We start from the raw sequence: 20,025 nt of genomic DNA, 5'->3' as shown, positions 1-20,025 counted from the left end.
ACCTACCGGCCCGCAGCCATATCCTGGCAGGTGGGGAGTTTCGGGGTACGCCCCGCGCCGATGTCCCGGACGGCAGCTGCGGCGTCGTCAAAATTCCGGACCGCCCAGATACGTAAGCCTTCCGGTTCGTACCCGATTGTTTCCCCGCAATTCGCGGCCGGGGCGAGGAAATCGGTGGCGCCCCGCTCGCGCGCCCCCACGATCTTGTGCTGGATTCCGCCGATGGGCCCCACCTCCCCGTTGAAAGCGAGGGTGCCGGTGCCGGCAATAACGGCACTGCCGCCCAGGGAGCCGGGGGTGAGTTCGTCGTACATGCCCAGCGCGAATATGAGGCCGGCCGAGGGCCCGCCGATGCCTTCCACCGCGTAGGTGACGGTGGCCGGGAGCTGCACGTCCTCAACAGCGAGGGACACTCCCAGCAGGGAGCCGGGGTGGATCCAGCCGGTTTCATCCGGCGGGAAGGGCGCGGTAATAATTGTTGTGGTGCCGGCTTCGCTGCCGCGCTGGTAGGAAACCGTGACGGTGCTCCCCGGTTCGGTAGCGTGCAGGACTTTCGAAAGTTCCCCGAAAGTGGAGACGGTGGTGGGTGCGGTGCCCGGGGCAGCAATGCCGGTAATAATATCGTCTGCTTCAAGCTGACCGGCCGCCGGGGAGCCTTCCGGAATGTCCACCACCCGCAGCTTCATGGTGACGTGGTGGCCGGCCTTTTCCAAAGCAACTCCGGCCGCGACGGTTTGGGAATTATTCATAAGTTCGGCATTGCGGGCATCGTCTTCCGCGCTGGAAAGCGTGGGCGGGTAGAGCAGGCGCACCGGCAGTAGCTGGGATTCCTGATCGACCAGCGCCCACAGGGCGTGGGCGCCCAGGGTTCCCGCCTCGGGGTTCCCCGCCGCGGACACCGTGGTCATATACAGCTGGGTATCGGTGGGATAGGTAGGCACACCCTCCACGCTGACCAGTCGGGTACCGGCTACCTCCCCGGTCACATCAAGAGCCGGACCGGCCATTTCCACCGTGTAGGCACCCGGCAGCAGGAGGGTAAGGACCGCCAGACTCGCAAACACAAAACCGCTGCGGCGCGCGGGATGGGCACCGCGGCGCGCGGAACGGGGACTACCTACCTGACCACGTTTTTTCATCACCTCTCCATCATGCCTGATCGGGCAGCGCAGTCCTACCGTTGCTCACGTGGTCCGCCGCTCACACACGGCCTCGGTAGTGCAACGGCCCGGCTCCTGTGCCAGGGGCGGAGGCGCCTACCCGCGCGGGCCCGCGGTGTTTTAGGCTTAGTGGTGGACCTCGAGGAGAAGAATGACTGAGAATTCACAGCCGCGTGACGAATGGGAAAAGATGCTGCGGGCGGTCCTTGGCGATGAGGCTGCCGAGGAAATCCTGCGTTCCCTCGCCCCCGGCGGCGATGTAACGTCCGGGAGCAGCACTGGCACCGGCACGAGCGGCGGAGCATTCCCCGGACTTCCCGGGATGGGTGGTGGGACCGGCGCGGGCATGCCAGCTGATATCGGCCTGGTGATGAATCAGATTCGCGCCATGCTCGGTTCCTCGGGTGAGGGGCCGGTCAATTGGAAAATCGGAGAGCAGGTCGCCCGGGATACCGTGAATAAATCCGGCCCGGGCCTTCCCACTGCCGCCGCGGGTGATCAGGCCCGCTCCGCGATGGACGTGGCGAGTTTGTGGCTGGACCCGGTCACGGTTTTCGATCCGCCGCGCGGCCCCAACCAGGTGTGGTCGCGCCTGGACTGGATTGCTCATTCCCTTCCGACCTTCCGGAAACTCACCGCTCCGGTCGGTGCGAACCTCGCGCGGGCTTTCGGCGAGGCTCTTAGTTCCCAGCTGGAACGTGCCCCGGAGGAGATGCGCCAGATGCTTTCGGGCGGAATGCTCGGGGGGATTCCCGGCGGGCTCGAGGGGATGCTCTCCGGAATGACGGCGTCGTTACTGGGAATGCAATACGGCCAGGGGCTCGCGGAGCTGGCCCAGATTTCCTTCGGCACCGCGGACGCCGGTTTCCCGCTGGTGGAGGGCGAAACGGCCGCGCTGGTGCCGGCTAATATCTCCGAGTTCGCCGCGGGCTTGGATGTGGACGCGCGCGAAGTGGAGCTCTACGTGGCGGTGCGCGAACAGGCCGCGGCCCGGCTCTTCTCCCAGGTCCCGTGGTTGCGCAGCACAATTCTGGATGCTGTTGCAGCGTACGCCGCCGATATCGCCATCGATACCGATGCCATCGAGGAGAAGGTCCGCGAACTCCAGCTTGATCCCGAACAGCTCATGTCCGGGCACATGCCCCAGCTGGATATGAATGAAGTTTTCGCTTTTACCCGTACGCCCGCCCAGCAAGCCACGCTCGAGCGCCTGGAGCATATTGTTTCGCTGGTGGCCGGCTGGGTCAGTGCCGTTACGAGCACCGCGGTGGCGGCCCAGCTGCCCCACAGCATGAAACTGTCGGAGGCTCTCACGCGCCGCGAGGTGACCGAGGCACCGTCAAACCGGGTTTTTGGTCCACTTGTTGGTTTCGATATCGCGCCGCGGCGTTTGCGCGAGGCGGCAGCTTTCTGGGCGCGCGCTGCCCGCGAGCGCGGAATGGAGGGGCGCGACGCACTCTGGAAGCATCCCGATTTGCTGCCGCTACCCGAGCACCTGGATAACCCGGACGGTTTCTTCTCCCCGGAGGCGCAGCCTTCCGCGCTGGATGAGGAGCTGGACGCTTTCCTCGAGGAACTGTTGAGCAGTAGTGATGGGGGCACACCTTTCGGGAACGCGCCGCACGAACCGGGTTTCGGTACGACGACGCCACCCCCGGCCACCGGGGACTCGAGCACTTCCGATCCCACCGCGGGATCTGAAGATACCGATACGTCCGGGCCTGAGGAGCCGCGGGACTACCGCTAGCTCTTTGCGGGTCACCCGAGGTGGCTGTCACCACCCTGGTGAGCGAGCCTGCTGTGGATAACCAGGGCAGCTTTGGGGATATTACCCGTGCCTGTGGATGGGCTTTCGCGCTTGTGCGGCGTGCTTTTTATGCTGAGGCCATGGTTCTTATCAAGGTGGTCTCATGATGATTCGCTCGCCGCTGGGGGTGTACTGGTCGGATACGCATGAGGTGCAGATCGGTCTTGATCCGCGCGTGGCGCTGCGGCTGGCGGGGCTTTCTGTGGCGGAACAGCAGGCGGTTTCGTCCTTAGCATCCGTCGGTACGGAAAGTGAATTCTTAGATGCGTGCGAGCGGCGCGCGGTGGGCGAAAAGCGGGCGCGCTCGCTTCTGGGCACGCTTCGCAATTCCGGCTTGCTTGACACTTCCCCGCCCTGTTTCCCGGATCTGACCTGGCGCACAGTTTTCGTTGAGCGTTTGGATGCCCTGGCGGTGGAGATCTGTACGGTTCTTGCTGCCGGTGGCCTGGGCTATATTCTCACCTCGGATACCAGCAGACCACACGGCACTGACCACCCGATTTTCCGGCGGCCGAGTTGGCGTACGTTCACGCGGCACCAGGCTCTTCAGAGTTATTTTCGCGAGCGTGGCTGGGGAACTACGGTCATCAAGGTTGATGCGGGGGCCTGTCAGGTCACGCCGCTGGGAATGGAACGGGCCGCCGGGCACGCAAATCGCGGGGCAGCCGCCGGGCACGCAAATCGCGCGGAGTCCAGACCGGTCGCGGCGGCCCCGGGATGCGGTAGGCCAGATCTCGCGCTGGTGACTTCTTTGCAGCTACCGGATCCGCTGCGGTGTTCCCCGTGGGAAATGGAGCGTATACCTTATCTGCTGGCCTATATCGAGGATATTGATATTCGGGTGGGCCCGGTGGTGGTTCCGGGGAGTGGGCCGTGTGCCCGGTGTTTGCTTTTCGCGGCGATGGATGCGGATCCGGCCTGGCGTTATCTGGCTCCGCAGGTATTTAGTACCCGCGGGAGCGCTCCGTTCACTCCCGGGGTTGCCCTCGCGGCAGCTCTCGCGGTGCACGGTGCTCTTCTGGCCCTGGGTGGGCAGGCGGAACACGCTCGGGGAACGCAGTGGGTGGTGCCACCACTGCCCAGTTTCCCCTATCGGGTTGTGCTTTCCTCGCATGAGCGTTGTTCTTGCGAAACGGGCCCCGCGGCAGCCTAGGGGCACTACCCGCCATGCGTGCCCGCACTCAGTGTTCGGCCAGCAGGGCGAGGATCTCCTCCCCGTAGATAGCAAGTTTCGTGGCGCCCACCCCCTTGATCTGGGCGAGGGCGTGGATGCTGCGGGGTTTTGCTATCGCGAGGGCCCGCAACGTGGTGTCATGGAAAATTGTGTAGGCGGGTTTGCCGGTAGTTTGGGCACGTTGAGCCCGCCAGGCTACGAGTTGCTCAAAGAGCGCCACATCTTCGGGATAGTCAGCGGCGAATTCTTCCGCCGCGGCCCGCGAGCGACGCCGGTAGCGGGTGGCCCGCGAGGTTTCTTCCCCTTCTGGTTGCGGCCACAGCCCGGTAAGGAAGCGGGAGACTTTCCGGCCGGAACGATGCCCGGAGGAGGCGGCATAGGAAAGCTGCAAAAATTCTTGGGCCCGTGTGATTCCCACGTAGAGGAGACGGCGTTCTTCTTCAATGGCTGCCGGTTTCTTCGCGAGGGAAATGGGCATGAGCCCTTCGCTCATCCCTACCAAGAAAACCGCTTCCCATTCCAGGCCCTTGGCGGCGTGCAGGGAGGAAAGGGTGACGCCTTCCAATTCGGGAACGTTCTGGGTTGCGGCGCGTTCTTCCAGTTCCACCACGAAATCAACCATAGAGGCATCCCGGCTATCCTCCATATCCTCCGCGAGGGTGATGAGAGCGTGGAGGGCTTCCCATTTTTCCCGGGCCGAGCCGGCAGTGGACGGTGCTTCATCCCGCCATCCCATCTGGCGCAGCACGGTGCGCACATTATCCGCCAGCGGGCCATGTACCCCGGAGCGCGCCGCAGCGCGCATGGCCACCATAGCTTCGCGTACATCACGGCGCGAGAAAAACTTTTCCGCCCCGCGCACCTGGTAGGACACCCCCGCTTTGGATAGCGCTGCCTCAAATTCTGCCGATTGGGCATTGGTGCGATACAGAATGGCTATTTCCGAGAGCGCGGTGCCTTCCGCGGCGAGCGCTTGGATAGCGCGCACGACTCCGGCGGCTTCCGCCCCATCCGATTCGTACTCCTGGAACGTAACCGGGCGCCCGGAGCGGCGCTGCGAGACCAGCCGCACCGCGCCTTCTGAAACATCATCGGCAATAACGGTATTCGCAGCCGCCACGATTTGCGGGGTGGAGCGGTAATCCCGAGTGAGTTCAATGACGCGAGCACGTGGGTATTCCTGCTGGAAGCGGGCGAGGTAAGAGGAGGACGCGCCCGCGAAGGAGTAAATGGTCTGGGAAACATCCCCGACGACGCACACATCTTTCCGGTCCCCCAGCCACAGCTGCAACAGGCGATGCTGGAGGGGGGACACATCCTGGTATTCATCAACCACGAAGTGGCGGTATTGCTCACGTATCTGGCGGGCGATATCCGCCCGATCCAGCAGGATCCCGACGAGGAGGAGGAGAACATCATCAAAATCGAGGACGCGACGTTCGGTTTTGACTTCTTCATAGGTTTTCGCCAGCCGTGCAATATCGGTACTGAGCTGGCCGGCGACTTCCCCGCGCCCGGCGGCCAGGGCGGCTTCCGGGTAGTTATCCGGGCTAATCATGGATACTTTGGCCCATTCAATTTCCGCGGTGAGATCGCGGATACTCACTTTATCGGTAGGCAGGCCAATCTGACCGGCAGCCTGGGAGACCAGCCCGAATTTCGATTCGGTGATCCGCGGGATGGTTCCTCCCACCGCGGTTCCCCAGAAGTAGGAGAGTTGGCGCAAGGCCGCGGCGTGGAATGTTTGAGCCGGCACCCCTCCCACCCCGAGATCCCGCAAACGCGAACGCAATTCCCCGGCCGCGCGGGAGGTGAAAGTAACCGCCAGCACGTTCTGTGGCACGTAGGCCCCGCTGCGCACCCCGTAGGCGATCCGGTAGGTAATAGCCCTGGTTTTTCCGGTTCCCGCACCGGCACGCACACACACCGGACCGCGTAATGCGGTAGCGACCGCGCGCTGATCCGGATCCAGAAATTCCAGCAATTCCTCGGGTGAATCCATCGTGTTCCTCCTTGCCCTCTCAGGATGCCACACGCTCCCGACAGAAATTTTCCCCTTATCGAAACCCGTGGCGCGCCGAGCCTCCCCACCCTTAAGATCGCTCTATGGCTGATTTCACAATGTATACAACGCCCTGGTGCGGCTACTGCCGTAACCTTTCTGCCCAGCTCAAGCGGGCCGGTATCACCTGGAACGCGGTGAATATTGAGGAAGATGAGGCCGCGGCCGCTAAGGTTGCCTCCCTCAACGGCGGCAATAAAGTGGTGCCTACCCTTGAATTCGCCGACGGCGCCACCCTGACAAATCCGAGCCTGAAAGAAGTGCAGGCAAAACTCGCCAAACTCGCCTCTTCCGGGAGCTAAGACTCACACTCGAGCCAGCTCCGGCGCCGCCCCGCAGCAGCGCCGCCCCGGAATAGCGCCGGAGCCAGTGCGCCCCACGTGCTACCAACCCAGATGGGGGCGAATGCCGGGGCCGTACCAATCGGTGATAAGAGCCGCGGCAACCGAAGAAGGTCCGGGCAGGGTGAGGCTCCCCTCGCGCAGGGCCTCATCTAATTGGGAGATGCTGTAAAAGGCCGCGTGGTCGATTTCTTCCCCGTCCACGCGCACCAGGGCATCCGCCCCGCCCGCCCGGGCTTCGGCCTGCGGATCCACCCACGCCACGTAGGCGATCATGAGGGAACGCGGGAAGGGCCAGGGCTGGCTGGCGAAATAGCGAATTTCACCCAGCGGAACTCCCACTTCTTCGCGCACCTCGCGGCGCACCGCCGCTTCCAGGGACTCCCCCGCTTCGGCAAAACCGGCGAGCACGGAATGGCGCCCGGCCGGCCAGCGCGCATTATGCGCCAGCAGGATGCGATCCTGAGAATCAAGCACCGCCATAATGACGGCCGGGTCAGTGCGCGGAAATACCACGTGGCCTTCCGGGCAGTGCCCGCTCCACCCGCTGGTATCCACGGTGATGCGCTGGCCGCACACCGCACACCAGCGGGTGGCCCGCCAGGTATTGAGGATCGCCACCGCCGCGGTGACCAAAGCGGACATATCCGCGCTCCAGGACGGTGCGTAATTCTGCAGCGAGCCGATCCGGTAGCCCGGAGCATCCACTTCCGGGTTATCACGGGTGGGTCCGCCCCCGATAACAGCGGTGAGATCGCACGCAAAATAGGGGCGCCCCGCAACTTTCCCGAGGTAAACAGTCGGGGAATCCACGGTGGTGCGCGGGAGTTCCGCGCGGCTCAGGAGCAGGGGCGCATCGTCATGATCCAGAACGGCACCCCACCCCGAAATAAGCAGATAGCCCGCATTTTCCGCCAATTCCGCCAGGCGTTGCGGATCGTTGCGGGAAAGTTCATCCCGGTCCAAATTCCCGCGCGCCAGGATTAAATCGCCGTCGTACCCCACCATCGTGCCCCTTCCGGAACCGGACCCGTGCCGGTCACCCTTCCACCAAAATTCTAATATCACTCTTCTGGATTCTTGCCGAACGCCGATATTTTGCGACAATACGAAGGTGACTTCATTACCGGCTTCTTCCCCGACCGCTTCTCGGTACGTGGCACGCGCCTCCGAGCGCGCCCTGCCCGTCCGGTTGCGGCCCGTGCGTTTGGGGGCGCACCTCACCGATACCGGGGCGGATTTTGCCGTCCTGGCTCCGCACGCGACCGCGGTTGACCTGTGCCTTATTGACCGCAGTGCCTCGGGTATGACCGAGCGTCGCTATTCCCTGCATCGGGACGCGAGTTTCACCACCTGGGTGGGGCATGTATCCGGGGTGCGCGCCGGTCAGGAATACGGCTACCGGGTCCACGGCCCGTGGAATCCCGATACCGGGATGCGTTTCAACCCCGCGCAATTCCTTCTTGATCCCTACGCGCGGGCCATTACCGGCACCCCGCGCCTGGGACCCGAATTGTACGGTCACAAAGTTAATGATGCTCTGGATCCCGTCCCGCTTCCGCCGCAGCGTGACGATACCGATTCCCTGGACGCCATGTGCCGCGGCGTCGTCACCGCACCCACGGAAACGCATATCCGCCACCCGTACACGCCCTGGTCCCATACGGTTATCTACGAAACGCACGTGCGCGGACTCACCCAGCAGCTGGCGGCGCTCCCCGAAGAATTACGAGGTACCTACGCCGGTCTGGCTCACCCGATCGTCACGAATTACTTGCGTTCCCTGGGCGTGACGGCCGTTGAGCTGCTGCCCATCCACGCGAAAATGTCCGAACCGTTCCTTACCGAACGTGATCTCACTAACTATTGGGGCTATTCCACCCTCTCTTATTTCGCTCCCGAGCCGAGCCTAGCCACCGCCACGGCGCGGGCCGCCGGCCCCTTGGCGGTACTGCAGGAAGTGCGCGATATGGTGGCGCGTCTCCACGATGCCGGCCTGGAAGTCATCCTTGACGTCGTCTATAACCACACCTGCGAAGGTGGGGTAAACGGGCCAACCGTCTCACTACGCGGTTTTGGACAAACTACCTATTACATGCAGGTGCCTAACCAGCCCGGTCAGTTTTATGACACCACGGGCACCGGGAATTCTCTGGATTTCCGGCGCACGCCCGTGCTGCAGCTCACCCTCGATTCGCTGCGCTATTGGGTCAGCGATATTGGCGTGGATGGATTCCGTTTCGACCTGGCTGCCACCCTGGCACGCCGGGGCGATCATTTCGATACCAACCATCCCCTCTACCTGGCCATGGCCACCGATCCTATTCTCTCCAACGTCAAGCTCATTAACGAGCCCTGGGATCTGGGGCCGAACGGCTGGCAAACCGGCAATTTCTTACCGCCCACCGCGGATTGGAATGACCGCTATCGCGATTCCATCCGGCAGTTCTGGGTGGCTGATCAGCGGGCAGTTGCCGGAGGCGGTCTGGGCGGGGACCTGCGCGATCTGGCAACGCGCCTGGCCGGCAGCGCCGACCTGTTCGGGCACGGGCGCTCCCCTTCCGGGCGCGGTCCGCTCGCCTCCGTCAATTTCATTACCGCGCACGACGGTTTTAGCCTCTACGACCTGGTCTCCTACGATTCCAAACACAATGAAGCCAACGGAGAAAACGGGCGGGACGGCACCGATAACAACCGCTCGTGGAATCACGGGGTGGAAGGCGAAGGCAGCGACACCGCCCCGCTTCCCGAAAACGTGCTCAGCGCGCGTACGCGGACCATGCGCAACCTCATCGGCACGCTAGTTTTCAGCGCCGGGGTGCCTATGCTCTACGGCGGCGACGAATTTGCCGATACGAAATTCGGGAATAACAACGCCTACTGCCAGGACAATCACGTGTCCTGGCTAGATTGGGATCACGAAGAATGGCAGCGCGAGCTACAGGCAACCGTGGCGTATCTTTTCCGTTTGCGTTCCGAGCACCGCGTCTTGCGCCCGAGCATGTTCTACACCGAATCGCCCTCCGGGCGCGATCACATCCCCGATTTACAGTGGTTTGCGGATACCGGTGAACCGATGCCCGAGCACCGGTGGTTCGATCCTTCGAATCGCTTGCTGCAAATGCTGCGTTCCGGTTCTGAGCGCGACGCCGATGCGCTCGTGGTCATTAACGGCTCAAATCATCACGTTCCTATCCGCTTCCCGCAGGGGCGTGGTAATCCCTTCGCGCTGGCCTGGGATTCTTCCTGGCCCACCCCGCGTTCCTCGGAGCGTATCTACCAGCCCGGGGCCTCCACCCGGGTGGAGCCGCTGACGATGCAGCTTTACTTCGCCAATCCGGAGCGGTAGCGGGCAGCTGCGCCGTCGTGCTACCCACACGCCCGCATCCCTCGTAACCGCGCGCGGCCGCGGCCGGGTGGCCGCGAAACGGAAACCGCAAGAAAAGCTGTCGCGGCGGCGCCTACAATAGACAAGCAGAGCATGCTTCCGGGAAATACGGGGCATGGTCTGGGTGTATGACTGAAGGAGCAAGGTATGAGTGTCGAGGAATCCCTCGAACGGTCCACGTCCGCCGCGTCCCTGGCGCATGCGCAGCGCCTGAGTGAGAAAATCAAGGAGAAGATCTCTACTTCTCCGGAGGAATTCCGGGTTCTCACCGGGGATCGTCCCACCGGGAATCTCCACCTGGGGCACTATTTCGGTTCGCTGCGCAACCGGGTGGAATTACAGCGTAAGGGTGTGGAAACCTGGCTTGTGATCGCCGATTTTCAGGTCATTACAGATCGCGATGGTACCGGCCCTATCCGGGAGCGGGTGCGTTCCCTGGCCACTGATTACCTCGCGGTGGGTATCGACCCGGATGCCGCGGTTATTTTCCCGCATTCAGCTATTCCCGGCCTCAACGAACTCATGCTCCCCTTCCTGTCTTTGGTGACCGACGCCGAACTGCGTCGCAATCCCACCGTCAAGGCGGAACACGAGGCAACCGGCGGGCGGCCCCTGTCCGGGCTACTGCTCACCTACCCGGTGCACCAGGCCGCGGATATTCTTTTCTGCAAAGCCAATCTGGTACCGGTGGGTAAGGATCAGCTCCCCCACCTCGAACAGGCCCGCGTGATCGCTGATCGTTTTGAGGCTCGCTACGGCCGCCCGGCCGGGCGTGAAACCCCGGTGTTCCCGCGCCCGCAAGCCCTGCTTTCCGAAGGCACCTCTATTTTGGGGCTGGATGGCGCCAAGATGAGCAAATCGCGCGGTAACACCATCGAAATCGGTATGAGCGCGGATGAAACCGCCAAGCGCATCAAAAAAGCGGTCACGGATTCGGATCGGCATATTACCTACGATCCGGAAAACCGCCCCGAAGTGGCGAATCTGCTGCTGCTGGCTTCGCTGGCGCAGGGGCGGCCCGCCGCAGAGATCGCGGATGAAATTGGCGACGGCGGGGCCGGAACTCTGAAGAAGATCGTCACCGAATCAATTAATGAGATGTTTGCCCCTATCCGGGCTAAGCGCGCCGAGCTCGTCAAGGATCCCGGCTACGTAGATGGGATTGTGCGCCGGGGCATTGACATCGCCAATGAGCGCGCCAATAAGACGCTCGCGGAGGTGCGTGAGGCACTCCAGATGGTGTATTAGCCGCGCGGCGGGCGCGGTTCCGGTGTTGCCACTTCATAAAGGGCGCGGGAGGCCGGGTACTTTTTCCGAGATGTACTTCGCATGTACAACAAGTGCAGTACAGCTTGGAAAACACATAGTCCCTCCCGTGCGCCGTGCCTAGACTCGTATATACGACGACGCAGCCAGCCTGCCACGCGTCCACCCCCGCGGGCCGGTGTGCCAGAAGCCCGGAAACCTAATAGGATTGGGCTTGTGAGCATCCTTACACAGACGCATCATCGGCTCGCGCGCCGCCGCTTGAGCCGTGGGATCGCTGCCGTTTGCGCGCACGCCCGCCATATGTCGCCCGAGGATACGAGGAGATAAGCCATGTCCATTGAACCGACGACGCCCGCGAAGAATTCGGCCCCCACGCCCGAAAAGAAGCTGGCAGCCACGCCCGCAACTACGCCCGCGGCCGCGAAGCCAGCCGCCACGAAGAAACCGGCAGGCACAAAGGCAGCAGCGTCGAAGAAACCTGCGACCACCCGGCGCTCGACGAAGAGCAGCAGCACCGCGAAAACCACCGGCGCGTCAAAGGGCACCACAACGGCAAAAGCCCCCGCCCAGGCCAGCACCGCGAAATCCACGCGAAGCACCAGCACGGCTAAAACGGCTAAAACCACAAAAACCGCGGCGAAACCTGCGGAAGCCACCGCGAAAGTCGCCACCTCCCCCACCACCCACGGCCGCCCGAACCCGGAAGGCTACCCGCCGGCGTTCCCGCAGGCTCCCATGGCCCCCGCCCCCGCTCCACGCGCCAATATCGCCCGCATCCCGATTATGGATGTAACCCCGTGCGTGCAAAACGGCTCGTTGGCAGCTAAGGGAACCGTCAACGAAGCTTTCCCCGTGCAGGCCACCGTATGGCGTGAAGGGCACGATCTTTTCGGCTGCGAAGCCGTCCTTGTTGATCCGCAAGGTCGCGAAGTTCAGAGCGCTCCCATGGTCTTGGTACGCCCGGGCCTGGGGCGTTACGAAGGCTGGCTCACCCCCACCGCGCCTGGCGATTGGGCTTTCTTCGTGCGTTCGTGGTCGGATCCCTTGGCCACCTGGCGTCATACCGCCGAAACGAAACTCCCGGTCGGCCAGGATATTGACCTGGTGTTCCTCGAAGCCGAGCAGCTACTCAAGAGGGTGGCGAAGTTGCTGCCGCGCGGCTCACAAGACCGGCCGGCGATTAATGATGCTATCGACGTCGTTCGAAAAAAGTCCATCCCGGCTTCGGTACGTTTCGCGGCCGTAACCTCCAGCGTCGTCGAAGATATTATCCACCGCTATCCGGTGCGTGATTTCGTGAGTGAATCGGCGCGCTTCCCCCTCGCCGTGGACCGCGAACTGGCCCTGCACGGCGCGTGGTACGAAATGTTCCCGCGCTCGGTAGGAGCGTGGCGCGACGACGAAGGCACCTGGCATTCCGGGACCCTGCGCACCGCAGCCGAAGATCTGCCGCGCATCGCCTCCATGGGCTTTGACGTGGTGTACCTGACTCCGATTAGCCCGATTGGCCTGACCGATCGTAAGGGGAAGAATAATTCGCTGATCGCCCAGCCCGGTGAACCCGGCTCCCCCTACGCTATCGGCAGTGAGGCGGGCGGGCATGACGCCATCCACCCGGATCTGGGCACTTTCGAGGATTTCGATGCTTTTGTGGCCGCCGCCCGGGATCTGGGCATGGAAGTTGCCCTCGATATTGCGCTGCAATGCTCCCCGGATCACCCGTGGCTACACGAACATCCCGAGTGGTTCTTGCATCGCCCGGACGGTACCATCGCTTTCGCGGAAAATCCCCCGAAGAAGTACCAGGATATTTACCCGCTCAATTTTGATGATGATCCGGAAGGCATCTACCAGGCGGTCAAGGGCGTGCTGGAAACGTGGGTTTCGCACGGGGTTACGCTGTTCCGGGTGGATAATCCGCACACCAAGCCGGTGAGTTTCTGGCAGCGGCTCCTGGCCGAATTCCGCCAGACTCACCCGGAGGTTATTTTCCTGGCCGAGGCTTTCACCGCCCCGCCGATGATGCGGGGCCTGGGCGCGGTAGGCTTCCACCAGTCCTACTGCTACTTCGCGTGGCGTAATGAAAAGAAGGAAATCGAGGACTACCTGTGGGAGGTGGGCCGGGAATCGGATGCGATGTTGCGTCCCACTTTCTGGCCGACGACGCACGATATCCTCACCCCCTACCTGCAGCATTCCGGCCCGAACGGGTGGAAAATCCGCGCGATTTTGGCGGCAACGGGCTCGCCCACATACGGGATTTACTCCGGGTATGAATTCGTGGAATCGGAGCCGCGCGGCAGCTTTGAAGAAATGAATAATAACGAGAAGTACGAATACCGCCCGCGGGATTACAGCCGCGACCCCTACGGTATCCAAGGGCTTCTCACCCGTCTCAATGAGATCCGCAAGGAGCACGTGGCCTTCCAGCGCCTGCGCGGGATCACCATTAATCCCACGTCGAACCCGAATATTTTGTGCTTCACGAAGGTGGCGCGCCCGGAGGAAACTCCTTCGGGAACCGCGGACCGGGTGATTGTGGTGCTCAATCTCGACCCGCACACCACCCAGGAAGCGGAGATCTCTCTGGATATGTCCGCTTTCGGTACCTTCGATGCTAGCGGCCTACCGCGGGGCGACGCGCCCGAGCATATTGAGGTGGTGGATGAGCTGGGCGGCGGGCACTTCCAGTGGAATAACCGGCCTTTCGTACGCCTCAATCCCTTCACTACCCCGGCGCATATCCTCTCGGTAAAGGCCTGATTGCATGTCCCTTCCTTCCCTCAATGCGGCCACGTCCGGGCCTCGCGTCGCCCAGTCCGAATACCGCGGGCTCAGCGATGATCCGGAGTGGTACCGCCACGCGGTGTTTTACGAGGTTCTGCTCAAGGCTTTTGGGGATACCGATGCTGATGGCGTCGGTGATATTCGCGGCCTTATCGCGCACCTCGATTACATCCAGTGGCTGGGGATCGACTGTATCTGGATCCCGCCGTTCTACCCCTCCCCGGGGCGGGACGGCGGGTACGATGTTGCCGATTACACCGCCGTGGATCCCCGCTACGGCACGATGGATGATTTTCGGGAGCTTATCGATCAGGCCCACCGGCGCGGCATCCGCGTGATTATCGATATTGTTATCAACCACACCTCCGCGGATCACCCGTGGTTCCAATCCTCCCGCGCGAATCCGGAAGGGCCCTACGGGGATTTCTACGTGTGGTCAGATACCGATAAAAAATATGAGGATGCCCGAATTATTTTTGTGGACACCGAGGTATCGAATTGGACTTTCGACCCGGTGCGCAAACAGTATTTCTGGCATCGTTTCTTCTCCCACCAGCCGGATTTGAATTTCGATAATCCCAAGGTGCACGAGGCGGTCCTCAACGTTTTCCGTTTCTGGTGCGAACTGGGGGTAGACGGGCTGCGCTTGGACGCTATCCCCTACCTCTATGAGCGGGAAGGTACGAATTGCGAAAACCTTCCGGAAACGCACGCGTTTATCGCGAAGGTGCGCCGGGTCCTCGACGAGGAATTTCCCGGCACGCTGTTGCTGGCGGAAGCTAATCAGTGGCCGGAAGACGTCGTCGAATATTTCGGGACGGAAGAAGCGCCCGAGTGCCACATGTGCTTCCACTTCCCCGTGATGCCGCGTATCTATTACGCCTTGCGCGACCAGCGTGCCACCGCGATCCGGGAGATTCTGGAGCGCACGCCCGCGATTCCGGCCGGGGCCCAGTGGGGTACTTTCTTGCGTAATCACGATGAACTCACCCTGGAAATGGTGAGCACGGAGGAACGTGCCCTCATGTACGGCTGGTATGCCGATGATCCGCGCATGCGAGCCAACGTGGGGATCCGCCGCCGCCTCGCCCCACTGCTGGGGAATTCCCGGGCGGAAATTGAGCTGGCGCACGCACTGCTACTTTCCCTGCCCGGCTCGCCCTACCTCTACTACGGGGACGAAATCGGGATGGGCGACAATATCTGGTTGCCTGATCGTGACGGCGTGCGCACCCCCATGCAGTGGAGTCCGGATCGCAACGCCGGTTTTTCCACCGCGGATCCGGGTCAGCTCTACCTGCCGGCTATTACTTCGCTGTCCTATAACTACCAGGCGGTCAACGTGGAATCGCAGCTGGCACAGCCGGCTTCGCTGCTCCACTGGGTTCACGGGATTCTAGAGGTGCGGCGCGGGCACCCGGCCATGGGCTCGGGTGATTTTGTGCTGCGTGAAGCGAATAATGACGCGATCCTCGCTTTCACCCGTTCCTGCCCGGAGGAGACCATCCTCTGCATCATGAACCTGGCCAATACCCCGCGTGCCGGGCGCATTGAGCTGCCTGATTACGCCGGCTGGTTGGCCACGGATGTATTTGGCGGGGCCGGTTTCCCGGAGGTTCGCGCCGATGGTAGCTACGACGTAACGCTGGGCAGCCGTGATTTCTTCTGGCTCAAACTGGATGCACCCGGACAGGCGCAGCCCGGCCCGGTAGAGGGCGCACGAGCGGAAGAAAGCGGAGAGCAGGTGGACTTCGCGGCGCTATCCCGCCCGGCGCAGGTGGATGCGGCGCTGCCGGCTCCTGCGGGAGCGGCACCTGCGGGAGTGGCACCTGCGGAAACGCCCGCCACTGCGGACAGCGCAGCGCGTGACGAAGGGAGCGTAGCGTGAGCTGGGATATCGGTGAGCAGATGCCGGAACTTGAGTCGTGGATGCACGCCCGGCGCTGGTACCGGGGCAAACCCCACCCGCTCTACCTGCGCGCCCGTGCCGACTTTGCGTGCGGAGCAGAGTCCTTCACCCTCACCTGGTGCATTATCGAAGCCGGGACCGTGCTTTATAACGTCCCGCTGCTCCTTGCCCCCGATACCGTGGTGCCAGCCGCACCCTTCCCTAGCAAAACCGCCCTGGTTACCCGCGCCCGCGGCCACGTTATTTTCGATGCGACGACGCATCCTGCCGGTCAGCATTTCCTCTTCGAGGCTGCCACGGGCCAGCCGGGCAGCAAACCTAGCATCAAGTCCCCGGCGGCCAGCAACGCGGGTAACCGGCCCGGCGCGAGCACCCTCCACCTGGTCACCCGTCCGGCCGGCTTCCCGGGCAGCTACCGCAGTGCCCGACCGCTGAGCGGCGAGCAATCCAATAGCTCGATTATTTACCAGACCAGCACCGTGCCCCTCATTATCAAGCTGTTTCGGGTGCTGAGCCCGGGGGCGAACCCGGATGTGGAATTGCAGGCCGCGCTTTCGGATACCGGCACAGTCCCCGCGCAATGGGGTTCGGCAGCGCTCGTGGGTGGCCCGGCCGCAGCGGGCAGCGATGTGCTGGTGGCGCAGGAATTCCTCACCGGTGCCCACGACGCCTGGCGCGTGGTCACGAGTTCCTTCCCCGCCGCGGATTCGCCCGGCCCGGATACTTCGACTGCTGCCGCGGATATGCCCGCGCCGAATTGCCCGCCCGCCGCGCCGGATCAAGCCGCCGCGCTACTGGGCGATTTCGCTGAGCGTATCCGCGAGCTGGGAGCCCTGACCCGCGCGTTCCACACCGCGCTCGCCACCCGACTCGGCACCATCGCGGCGACGCCGCAGCTGCGCGAAGCGCAGCTGGCCAGCTGGCAGTCCCGCGCCCGCGCCGCCCTGGCGGCAGTCCCGGAGCTGGAAAACCACAGCGCGCACATCACCGCAGTTTTCGCCGCTGCCGCAGCCACCCCCTGGCCGGCCCTCCAGCGCATTCACGGAGATTATCACCTGGGGCAGGTCGTGGATGTCCCCGGGCGCGGCTGGGTGGCCCTCGATTTTGAAGGTGAGCCCCTGCGGCCACTCTCCGAGCGTGTCACCCCCGACCTCGCCCTGCGCGATGTGGCCGGCATGCTGCGCTCCTTCGATTACGCCGGTGGCCAGGGCGAACGCGATGGACAGCCCGCTGCTCGCATGCGTGCCTGGACCCGAGCCGCCGAAGGCGCATTCCTGGCCGGCTACGGCGACATTCCCTCCGAGCACCGGCCCCTGCTGCGAGCCCTCCTTCTCGACAAGGCACTTTACGAAGTTGTCTACGAGGTCAATCAGCGCCCGGACTGGATCGATCTGCCCCTGGGCGGAGTCCACCGCCTGCTCGAGAACTAGCAGATCAGCAGGTCAGCCCGCCGCGGCCGCGGCGGGCTGCGGCGTCGTCGCCCTTGACACGCCACCACCCGCGCCCGCAAGCTCCCCGCACCCGGCCCGCGCGCTGTCCACGGCAGGCGCCCGCGGCCCGAGATCGCGCATCTTTCAGGTATCCTGGGAGATGTAGATAGTCGCGCGGTACTTCCCGGAAATTCCGCGATACCGCTTGGCAGGACACAGCACATCACCGGCGCGCGCGGGTGGTTTCCCGCTCTGACCGCCTACGCTCCATCGTGCAGAGAGGCACACATGTCTGATTACGTAGAAGTTGATGAAGGCACGCTCGAGGCTGTTTCCAAGGGTTGGTACTACGCACCCCACGATGTCCTCGGGCCCCATTCCAACGGCAGCACCGTCACGATTCGCACCATTCGGCGGCTCGCTGATGCGGTATTTATTGAAACGCTGGACGGGCGGGTGCCGGCCGTGCACGAATACAACGGGATTTGGCGCGCGGTGCTCGATACCCCCAACGTGCCCGACTACCGGGTGGTGGCCTCCTACGGGGGTGTGGAAAGCCGCGGGGATGACCCGTACCGTTTCCTGCCAACCCTGGGTGAAACCGATATTTACCTCATTTCGGAGGGGCGCCACGAAGAATTGTGGAACGCATTGGGCGCGCATGTGCGCCATTTCCCCTCGGTCCTCGGGGACGTGACGGGCGTGGCATTCTCGGTATGGGCTCCCAATGCGCTCGCCGTGCGGGTGGTCGGTGATTTCAACGGCTGGGATGGTTCCCTGCACGCGATGCGCTCCCTGGGCAGCTCAGGGCTGTGGGAACTCTTCGTACCGGGCGCCGGCGCGGGGGCGCGCTACAAGTTTGAGATCCAGTACAAGGATCTGAGCTGGCACCAGAAGGCCGACCCCATGGCTCGCTACAGTGAAACCGCGCCGTCCACCGCCTCCATCGTCACCGAATCCACTTACGAATGGAACGACGACGCTTGGATGGCCCAGCGTACCGATCCGGCGTCCGGGCCGGTTTCCATTTACGAAGTCCACCTGGGTTCGTGGCGCAAGGGGCTTTCTTACCGGGAGCTCGCCGACCAGCTCATCGGGCACGTCAAGTACTGCGGCTTCACCCACGTGGAATTCATGCCGGTCGCGGAGCATCCTTTCACGCCCTCGTGGGGCTACCAGGTGACCGGGTACTACGCCCCCACCTCCCGCTACGGTACCCCCGATGATCTGCGCTACCTCATTGACCGGCTGCATCAGGCCGGGATCGGGGTGATTACCGACTGGGTTCCCGCGCATTTCGCCACCGACGAGTGGGCGCTGGCCCGTTTCGACGGCCAGGCGCTTTACGAGGATCCGAATCCGCAGCGCGGCTCGCATCCGGATTGGGGCACCCTGGTCTTCGATTTCGGGCGCCGCGAAGTGCGGAACTTCCTGGTCGCCAATGCGCTGTACTGGCTGGAAGAATTCCATTTCGACGGCATCCGCGCGGACGCCGTGGCCTCCCTGCTCTACCTGGACTACTCCCGGGAAGCCGGGCAATGGCAGCCCAATATTTACGGTGGCCGGGAAAACCTCGAGGCGATTTCCTTCCTTCAGGAAGTCACCGCCACCGCCTACCGGCGCAACCCCGGCGTCATGATGATCGCGGAAGAATCCACCTCCTGGCCGGGCGTCACGGCGATGACGGATAGCGGCGGGCTCGGCTTCGGCCTCAAGTGGAATATGGGCTGGATGAATGACACCATCCGCTACTTCGAGGAAGAACCGGTCAATCGGCGCTGGCACCACGGGGAAATCACTTTCTCCATGGTCTACGCCTATTCGGAGAACTACCTGCTACCCCTCAGCCACGACGAAGTGGTGCACGGCAAGGGCTCGCTCTACCAAAAGATGCCCGGGGACGACTGGCAAAAGCGCGCCGGCGTGCGCGAATTGCTCGCTTACCAGTGGGCGCATCCGGGTAAGCAGCTACTGTTCATGGGCCAGGAATTCGGGCAGATCCGCGAATGGAACGACGACGCATCTCTCGACTGGTGGCTAACCGACCAGCCCGAACACGATGGCATCTTGTCCCTTGTCAAAAGGCTCAACGAGATCTACGTGGATCACCCGGCCCTGTGGAGTGATGATTTCACCCCGCACGGATTCGAGTGGATTGACGGATCGGACGCTGATAATAACGTCATTACCTTCCTGCGGCGCTCCGCCGACGGTAAGGACATCATTGTGGTGGCCTGTAATTTCGCGGGTATCCCCCACCACGATTACCGCATCGGTTTGCCGGCTGGAGGCACCTGGAAGGAAGTCCTCAATACGGACGCGGTGGAATACGGCGGTTCCGGGGTGGGCAATCTCGGGGAGGTCCACGCGGAGGAGGTCGGCTGGAACGGCCGGCCCTATTCGGCACCCGTGCAGCTGCCGCCGCTCGGGGTGGTCTACCTGCACCACGCGCCGGAGGAAGAAGTTGCGGGTGTTGATACCGCCGGCGCGGACGCGGGCGCAGAACTCGCGGGTATTGGCGCGGGCGCAGATCGCGACCCAGCCGCCGCCGACCACACCGAAACCGAAACATCCGTGAATCGCGAGGCCGAAGCGGAGGAATCCGAGGCAGCCGCAGCCGCATAAAGCGATCGCCTTAGAGCAGCCGCCTCAGCGCGTGCCGCGTACTAGCTCTTTCGCGGCACCTCGCGGCGGCGCC

At 63.2% G+C, this 20,025-nt stretch carries 14 protein-coding genes; 10 read left to right on the top strand and 4 right to left on the bottom strand.

Features of this window, described 5'->3' with window-relative positions:
* Positions 1 to 2 precede the first annotated feature (2 nt).
* Complete coding sequence (locus AC5RK6_RS06170) at positions 3 to 1,139, bottom strand: YlbL family protein (protein ID WP_320757353.1); 1,137 nt, start codon at positions 1,137 to 1,139, stop codon at positions 3 to 5.
* A 172-nt stretch (positions 1,140 to 1,311) separates the two neighbouring features.
* Between AC5RK6_RS06170 and AC5RK6_RS06165 the strand changes: the two genes are divergently transcribed.
* Genes AC5RK6_RS06165 through AC5RK6_RS06155 form a run of 3 tightly spaced genes read left to right on the top strand, consistent with a single transcriptional unit; the run spans position 1,312 to position 4,120 of the window.
* A complete protein-coding gene (locus AC5RK6_RS06165) occupies positions 1,312 to 2,907 on the top strand; it encodes a zinc-dependent metalloprotease (RefSeq protein ID WP_320757354.1) in 1,596 nt (531 codons plus the stop codon).
* A 20-nt stretch (positions 2,908 to 2,927) separates the two neighbouring features.
* Positions 2,928 to 3,074: a hypothetical protein gene (locus AC5RK6_RS06160; protein ID WP_320757355.1), complete on the top strand. Its 147-nt coding sequence runs from the start codon at positions 2,928 to 2,930 to the stop codon at positions 3,072 to 3,074.
* Positions 3,071 to 4,120, top strand: a complete 1,050-nt coding sequence (locus AC5RK6_RS06155; RefSeq protein WP_320757356.1) for a hypothetical protein — start codon at positions 3,071 to 3,073, stop codon at positions 4,118 to 4,120. Before AC5RK6_RS06160 ends, AC5RK6_RS06155 begins: the two co-directional genes overlap by 4 nt.
* A 28-nt stretch (positions 4,121 to 4,148) precedes the next feature.
* Here AC5RK6_RS06155 and AC5RK6_RS06150 read toward each other — a convergent pair whose 3' ends face one another.
* Positions 4,149 to 6,143, bottom strand: coding sequence for an ATP-dependent helicase (locus AC5RK6_RS06150; protein WP_320757357.1), 1,995 nt, complete (start codon positions 6,141 to 6,143; stop codon positions 4,149 to 4,151).
* Positions 6,144 to 6,247: 104 nt separating this feature from the next.
* Here AC5RK6_RS06150 and AC5RK6_RS06145 point away from each other — a divergent pair, with 104 nt between their 5' ends.
* Positions 6,248 to 6,505, top strand: a complete 258-nt coding sequence (locus AC5RK6_RS06145) for a mycoredoxin (RefSeq protein ID WP_320757358.1) — start codon at positions 6,248 to 6,250, stop codon at positions 6,503 to 6,505.
* Positions 6,506 to 6,586: 81 nt separating this feature from the next.
* Here AC5RK6_RS06145 and nudC read toward each other — a convergent pair whose 3' ends face one another.
* Entirely contained in the window at positions 6,587 to 7,552 is a 966-nt protein-coding gene (gene nudC, locus AC5RK6_RS06140) for an NAD(+) diphosphatase (RefSeq protein WP_435730963.1), read from the bottom strand.
* Between the two features lie 106 nt (positions 7,553 to 7,658).
* On the opposite strand from nudC, the gene glgX reads away from it, so the two are divergent.
* Both glgX and trpS read left to right on the top strand, forming a co-directional pair.
* Positions 7,659 to 9,893: a glycogen debranching protein GlgX gene (gene glgX, locus AC5RK6_RS06135; protein ID WP_320757360.1), complete on the top strand. Its 2,235-nt coding sequence runs from the start codon at positions 7,659 to 7,661 to the stop codon at positions 9,891 to 9,893.
* 186 nt (positions 9,894 to 10,079) lie between these two features.
* Positions 10,080 to 11,180 carry a tryptophan--tRNA ligase gene (gene trpS, locus AC5RK6_RS06130; RefSeq protein ID WP_274736164.1) on the top strand — a complete coding sequence of 367 codons (1,101 nt, stop codon included), beginning with the start codon at positions 10,080 to 10,082 and terminating at the stop codon, positions 11,178 to 11,180.
* A gap of 257 nt (positions 11,181 to 11,437) precedes the next feature.
* Here the strand turns inward: trpS and AC5RK6_RS06125 are convergent, their stop codons facing one another.
* Positions 11,438 to 11,872 (bottom strand): hypothetical protein, encoded by a 435-nt coding sequence (locus AC5RK6_RS06125; RefSeq protein WP_320757361.1) that lies wholly within the window; start codon positions 11,870 to 11,872, stop codon positions 11,438 to 11,440.
* A 64-nt stretch (positions 11,873 to 11,936) separates the two neighbouring features.
* On the opposite strand from AC5RK6_RS06125, the gene AC5RK6_RS06120 reads away from it, so the two are divergent.
* From AC5RK6_RS06120 to glgB, 4 genes are all read left to right on the top strand, one after another.
* The gene (locus tag AC5RK6_RS06120) at positions 11,937 to 13,964 is read left to right on the top strand and encodes an alpha-1,4-glucan--maltose-1-phosphate maltosyltransferase (RefSeq protein ID WP_320757362.1); all 2,028 of its coding nucleotides are present in this window, start codon (positions 11,937 to 11,939) and stop codon (positions 13,962 to 13,964) included.
* Between the two features lie 4 nt (positions 13,965 to 13,968).
* Positions 13,969 to 15,876 (top strand): maltose alpha-D-glucosyltransferase, encoded by a 1,908-nt coding sequence (gene treS, locus AC5RK6_RS06115; RefSeq protein WP_320757363.1) that lies wholly within the window; start codon positions 13,969 to 13,971, stop codon positions 15,874 to 15,876.
* Positions 15,873 to 17,327, top strand: coding sequence for a hypothetical protein (locus tag AC5RK6_RS06110; protein ID WP_320757364.1), 1,455 nt, complete (start codon positions 15,873 to 15,875; stop codon positions 17,325 to 17,327). Before treS ends, AC5RK6_RS06110 begins: the two co-directional genes overlap by 4 nt.
* Positions 17,328 to 17,615: 288 nt before the next feature.
* The gene (gene glgB / locus AC5RK6_RS06105; protein ID WP_320757365.1) at positions 17,616 to 19,952 is read left to right on the top strand and encodes a 1,4-alpha-glucan branching protein GlgB; all 2,337 of its coding nucleotides are present in this window, start codon (positions 17,616 to 17,618) and stop codon (positions 19,950 to 19,952) included.
* Positions 19,953 to 20,025: the final 73 nt, after the last annotated feature.

The sequence above is a fragment of the Actinotignum sp. usb-actsch-213 genome, assembly GCF_059085665.1.
Note: the sequence above shows the minus strand (reverse complement) of the source record. Positions and strands in the feature narration are given on the sequence as shown.